The sequence below is a fragment of the Candidatus Palibaumannia cicadellinicola genome (assembly GCF_002855795.1).
Lineage (GTDB): Bacteria > Pseudomonadota > Gammaproteobacteria > Enterobacterales > Enterobacteriaceae > Baumannia > Baumannia cicadellinicola_C.
This window is the reverse complement of record NZ_NJPO01000008.1, coordinates 1-6,137: the sequence shown is the minus strand read 5'-3', so window position 1 is coordinate 6,137 and position 6,137 is coordinate 1. Positions and strand designations below refer to the sequence as shown.

The window sequence follows — 6,137 nt, the reverse complement described above, 5'->3', positions numbered from 1 at the left end:
TTACCACCTCGGTATTTCAAGATCTTCAAATGGCAAGATACCAAATGATTATTTGGGTACAAGCACAAGTATTTATGCCTAATAAAAATTATTATCCCATCGATGTAAATGTCTACCGTATTTTATTTGATAATCCGCTAACGGCAGATTTTCTCTACCAGAAGATGCGCCAACAGGCTGCGCAACAACTAGTGCATAAACTTTTGTCAGTGCATACTGATGGCAAAGCAAATCATGCTTTAGCCAATACTTTATTACCACAGCGGATGGTAGTATCGGCAAAGCCATGATCCGGCTTTATCCGGAACAGCTAGGGACGCAACTACAAAAATCTTTGCATCCTTGCTATTTACTGCTTGGGAATGATCAGCTCTTACTGCAAGAGAGTGAAGATAGCATTCAAGTTAAAGCGCAGACTTTTCAGTTCACTGAACATTTTCGTGTCAGATTAGAAGATATCACAGATTGGGATACTATCTTCAGCCTGAGTCAAACGCTAAGTATATTTGCCAACCGCCAGACTTTATTGCTGATATTACCGGAAAATGGTCTTACGACAACTATAGAAGACAAACTTGCTATACTAACGTCACTGTTGCATCAAGATTTATTACTTATTTTGCGTGGCAAAAAACTAACTCGTGCCCAGGAGAAAAGTTTATGGTTCAAGGCATTGAGCAACAACAATGCGGTGCTAGTTGACTGCACGACGCCTGAACCAGCACAATTACCATACTGGGTGAAAAATCGTGCGAAAAATATGCAGTTGTCGCTAGATAATGCTGCTTGTCAATTGTTGTGTTATTGCTATGAAGGGAATTTAACTGCCTTGGTCCAGGCCCTCGAGCGCCTAAAACTTATTTACCCTGATAGCATACTAACTCTACCGTTGGTAGAGGAAGCTGTCAATGATACTTCTCGCTTTGCTCCATTTCATTGGATTAATGCTGTACTGGCTGGCAACAGTAAACGTGCGAGTCATATCCTGCAGCAGTTGCGACTAGAAGCTAGGGAACCTGTGATACTACTGCGCGATATCCAGCGAGAGATTTTTCTACTACTTACCTTAAAACGTCATATCGGCCACACGCCTGCGCGCATATTGTTCGACCAGCATCAAATATGGCAAAATCGCAGACCGTTGCTCATTCAGGCGCTACAGCGTTTGAGCGTACAACAACTATATCAAGCAATAGTACTCATGCTCAAGATCGAGCTTATGATTAAGCAGGATTATAGTGATCATGTCTGGGCTGATATAAATGCCTTAGCGCAGCTGTTATGTAGCAATACGCTTCTTCCGGTTGCGATAATAGATGTCTGAACAATTCTTAACCGCCTTCTATGGCGGTACTTTCGATCCAATTCATCATGGCCATTTGCAGCCGGTGATAGCGTTAGCACAACTAGTAAATCTGCAACGAGTTATCCTATTACCTAATCATCTTCCACTACACCGACCCCCGCCCCAAGCAACTCCTTATCAACGGCTAATGATGACGCGATTAGCCATTGCTGACACCCCGGGTAAGCTTTTTATTATCGATGAACGTGAATTGCGCCGCGCTACGCCATCTTGGACTGTAGAAACATTTCAAGCTATACGTAGGGAGTATGGTCCTATGGCACCACTAGGTTTGATTATAGGTCAGGATTCTCTATTAACGCTGCCACAGTGGCACCGAAGTGAAGAATTGTTAAAGCTATGTCATATTCTTGTGTGCGCTAGACCTGGTTACCTGCATAGTGATCACTGGATGGTACATCGTTTGACTGATGATCCTATTGCGCTACACCACCAACCAGCGGGGCTAGTATATTGCGCGGCAACGCCAGAATTAGACATATCAGCTAGTGATATTCGCGGGCGCTTACATGCTATCCTGCCTTGCTATGATCTTTTAACACCCTCGGTGCAAGGTTATATTAACGAGCAAGGTTTATACCGTACCGCTAGTGTACGCACTCTGCTATAGCGCTGAGCGCTGAATTATTAGTCAGCATCAATTATGCTCTTCATTATTTTTAGATAATGCTAGATATTATACGCGTAAAAATTGTTCTCGTAAAACTAATGTGACGAAATGAAAATAACACGTAACCCATTTCGCGACTATTCAGCTGAATTAGCGCTATTTGTGCGTCGTATGCTAGTAGCATTTACTGGTATTTTATTACTTAACGGTGTACTTCTAGCTAATTTATATCATCTACAAGTGACTAACTTTGAAGATTACCGCACCCGCTCTAATGAAAACCGCATTAAGCTGGTACCTCTAGCGCCGAATCGGGGAATTATTTATGATAGGAACGGTACGCCACTAGCATTGAACCGAACTATTTATCAACTAGAACTAGTGGCTGAAAAAGTAGATAATCTAAAACAAACTATCCAAGATCTGAGTCCGATTGTCAATCTAACTAATGACGATATAGCAAATTTCGAAAAAGAGCGTAAACGCTCACGACATTTTACTTCACTACTGCTAAAGTCAGATCTAACTGATGTACAGCAGGCTCGTTTTGCTGTAAACAAGTTCCTTTTTCCCGGCGTTGAGGTAAAAGAATACCAGCGTCGTTATTATCCTTACGGCTCTGCGTTGACCCATGTTATCGGATATGTTTCGAAAATTAACGACTACGATCTAGCGCAGCTAGACAAAAGAGGCATAATCACTAATTATGCCGCAACGCACGAAATCGGAAAACTAGGCATTGAACGTTACTATGAAAGCATCCTGCACGGTAAAACTGGCTATGAAGAGGTAGAAGTGAACAACCGCGGCCGCGTTATACGCCTGCTACATCAGCAGCCACCGCAGGCTGGCAAAGATATCTATCTGACATTGGATTTAAGCCTACAACAGTATATTGAAAAACTGCTTGTTGGCTGCCGTGCAGCGGTAGTAGTCGTAGATCCGCGCGACAGTGGCATCCTAGCATTGGTATCTCACCCCAGTTTCGATCCTAATCAATTTGTCGAAGGTATCTCCAATAAAAATTATCACAATCTACTAGAGGATGAAAATTGTCCGCTAATAAACCGCGCGACCCAGGGTGTATATCCCCCAGCGTCTACTGTTAAACCTTATATTGTAGTGTCTGCATTAACCGTGGGAGTTATCCACAAAAACTTCTCGTTATTCGACCCAGGTTGGTGGAAATTACCAGGCTCAGAAAAACGTTATCGAGATTGGAAACGTTGGGGGCATGGCACACTTAACGTCACCAAGGCTCTTGAAGAATCAGCTGATACTTTTTTTTATCAAGTGGCCTATGATATGGGTATCGATCTACTATCAGAGTGGATGATCAAATTCGGCTATGGTCAGAACACGGGAATCGATCTTTCTGAGGAGCGTGCTGGGGTAATGCCTACTCGCTATTGGAAAATGAATCGTTTCAATAAACCTTGGTATCAGGGGGATACTATATCGGTAGGTATCGGCCAAGGATACTGGACTGCTACCCCGGTACAAATGTCAAAAGCACTGATAACGCTTATTAATAACGGTGCAGTGTGCACACCACATTTACTATTTGGTACACGGGAAAATGGTAAACTCGTGCATTATCAACAACGTAATAATAGCCAAATTGGCGATCCACATTCTGGGTTTTGGGAGATGGCTAAAGACGGCATGTACGGAGTTGCTAACCGCCCCAACGGCACAGCAAGAAAAAATTTTTCCGATGCGCCTTATAAGACTGCAGCAAAGTCAGGTACCGCTCAAGTCTATAGTCTAAAAGCTAATGAAACTTATAACATTGATAACATAGCCGAACGGCTACGCGATCATAAATTGATGACAGCATTTGCTCCATACGATAAACCAACTGTCTGTGTAGTAGTTTTATTAGAAAATGGCGGAGTAGGCGAGGCGGTAGGTACTATTACCAGAAACATTTTGGACTATATGCTGCTAGGTGACAAGACAGATGATTAACCGACGATGACTCATAATTCGCAACCCAGTAGACTATGGAATAAACTGCATGTAGATATTATGCTCTTGTCTTTCATTATGCTGCTGTTGCTTTACAGCGCTTTTGTGATATGGAGCGCCAGCGGCCAGGATATCGGCATGATGGAAGGTAAGATAGTTCAAATTATCATAGGTCTGTTGGTGATGTTAGTTTTAGCGCAGATACCACCGCGAATTTATGAAATATGGGCGCCCTATTTATACATGTTATGCATATTGCTGTTGGTGCTAGTAGACGTATTCGGGCAAATACGTAAAGGTGCACAACGCTGGTTAGATTTAAGCTTAGTACATTTTCAGCCGTCGGAGATCGCAAAAGTCACTGTACCATTGATGGTAGCGCGTTTCATTAACCGAGATTGTTATCCGCCGTCTTTGAAGAATACGGCCATCGCTTTGATGCTTATTTTTATTCCAACTCTGCTAGTAGCCGCGCAACCTGACTTAGGCACGGCGATCTTGATCGCCGTATCTGGTTTATTTGTGCTATTCCTCTCCGGTATCAGTTGGAAATTAATCGTAGTAGCTGGATTGCTGGTATCTGCGTTTATCCCGGTACTTTGGTTGTTCCTCATGCACGATTACCAACGGTACCGGGTAATAATGCTATTAGATCCTAAAACCGATCCTCTTGGTGCCGGCTATCATATTATTCAATCGAAAATCGCCATTGGATCTGGTGGCCTAAATGGTAAAGGTTGGCTGCATGGTACCCAATCACAGCTAGAGTTTTTGCCGGAGCGTCACACCGACTTTATCTTCGCTGTACTAGGCGAAGAATTGGGATTCCTAGGTATTTTGGTGCTCCTGATGCTCTACCTCAGCGTGATTATCCGCGGTATAGTGATTGCAGCTAGTGCGCAGAACACTTTTGGCCGGGTCATGGCTGGAGGTTTGATGCTAATTTTTTTCGTTTATGTTTTTGTGAATATTGGTATGGTCAGTGGTATCTTACCTGTTGTTGGTGTGCCGCTACCGCTAGTAAGCTATGGCGGATCATCGTTAATGGTATTAATGATAGGTTTTGGTATCGTCATGTCGATACATACTCATCGAAAAATGTTGTCACAAAATTTATAATAGTTAGCATAAAGTGGAAAAGAAAGAGAGACATAATAGAAAATGCTACGTCATCAGAGATCTAGGGACAACTACGCAGACTGATTACTTAATTATTCGACAACTTGGCTTGCAGCCCTATGAACTTGTTTCACTTGCTATGCACAGTTTTACTGAGCAGCGCCGAGCGAGAACTCGTGATGAAATCTGGCTAGTGCAGCATCAACCTGTTTTTACTCAGGGGCATGCTGGCAAATCAGAACACTTGCTGATGCCCGGAGATATTCCAGTGGTACAAAGTGATCGTGGCGGACAGGTCACCTATCATGGTCCAGGCCAGCAATTGATGTATGTCATGCTAGATCTACGTAGGCGTAAGCTCAGCGTACGCCATCTAGTAACACTACTAGAGGAAACGGTTATCGCTACACTTTCTAGCTTCGCCATTACTGCTTACCCTCGTGCCAACGCTCCCGGGGTATACGTAGGAGACGATAAAATTTGCTCTATCGGTTTGCGCATTAGAAATGGTTGTTCTTTGCATGGCCTGGCGTTAAACATTACTATGGATTTAGCACCTCTTTTACGTATTAATCCCTGCGGTGAAGCAGGCTTACGTATGACTCAGGTTAGCCAGTTGTCATCAGTCACACCAGTTATAGAAGACGTAGTTATGGTATTGTTAGAAGCATTTATGTCGCTACTTGGAACAACAACAGGAGTGATTAAAACCTGGCATCCTGCTAATTACTTAACCTGAATTGTGAGCTAGACGATCTATTTGGCTCTTTTTATATAATATGTTTTTATATTCAAGTCATAAGGACATTTGTTTTTAGTTAGGGACTTACATGTCTATGAACCGGAGGAAGGTGAGGATAACGTCAAGTCATCATGGCCCTTACGAGTAGGGCTACACACGTGCTACAATGGGGCATACAAAGAGAAGCAAACTTGCAAAGTTAGCAAATCTCATAAAATGCTTCGTAGTCCGGATTGGAGTCTGCAACTCGACTCTATGAAGTCGGAATCGCTAGTAATCGTGGATCAGAATGCCACGGTGAATACGTTCCCGGGCCTTGTACACACCCA

5 protein-coding genes, 1 pseudogene and 1 other annotated feature are annotated in these 6,137 nt (G+C 43.1%); all 6 genes and pseudogenes read left to right on the top strand.

What is annotated here, in order from left to right; genetic code table 11:
• The coding region (locus tag CEX73_RS00230; protein WP_498067559.1) for an LPS-assembly lipoprotein LptE at positions 1 to 290 on the top strand (290 nt) is incomplete at its 5' end.
• Positions 287 to 1,324 (top strand): DNA polymerase III subunit delta, encoded by a 1,038-nt coding sequence (gene holA, locus CEX73_RS00225; RefSeq protein WP_101626651.1) that lies wholly within the window; start codon positions 287 to 289, stop codon positions 1,322 to 1,324. The genes CEX73_RS00230 and holA, both read left to right, overlap by 4 nt.
• The gene (gene nadD, locus CEX73_RS00220) at positions 1,317 to 1,976 is read left to right on the top strand and encodes a nicotinate-nucleotide adenylyltransferase (protein ID WP_101626650.1); all 660 of its coding nucleotides are present in this window, start codon (positions 1,317 to 1,319) and stop codon (positions 1,974 to 1,976) included. Before holA ends, nadD begins: the two co-directional genes overlap by 8 nt.
• A 108-nt stretch (positions 1,977 to 2,084) precedes the next feature.
• Positions 2,085 to 3,947, top strand: a complete 1,863-nt coding sequence (mrdA, locus tag CEX73_RS00215; RefSeq protein WP_101626649.1) for a peptidoglycan DD-transpeptidase MrdA — start codon at positions 2,085 to 2,087, stop codon at positions 3,945 to 3,947.
• Between the two features lie 6 nt (positions 3,948 to 3,953).
• A complete protein-coding gene (mrdB, locus tag CEX73_RS00210; protein WP_101626648.1) occupies positions 3,954 to 5,066 on the top strand; it encodes a peptidoglycan glycosyltransferase MrdB in 1,113 nt (370 codons plus the stop codon).
• Positions 5,067 to 5,205: 139 nt separating this feature from the next.
• A pseudogene (gene lipB / locus CEX73_RS00205) lies at positions 5,206 to 5,703 on the top strand (lipoyl(octanoyl) transferase LipB); the annotation flags it as partial.
• Positions 5,694 to 6,120, top strand: a sequence feature (16S ribosomal RNA rRNA prediction is too short). Its footprint overlaps the pseudogene before it by 10 nt.
• Positions 6,121 to 6,137 lie beyond the last annotated feature (17 nt).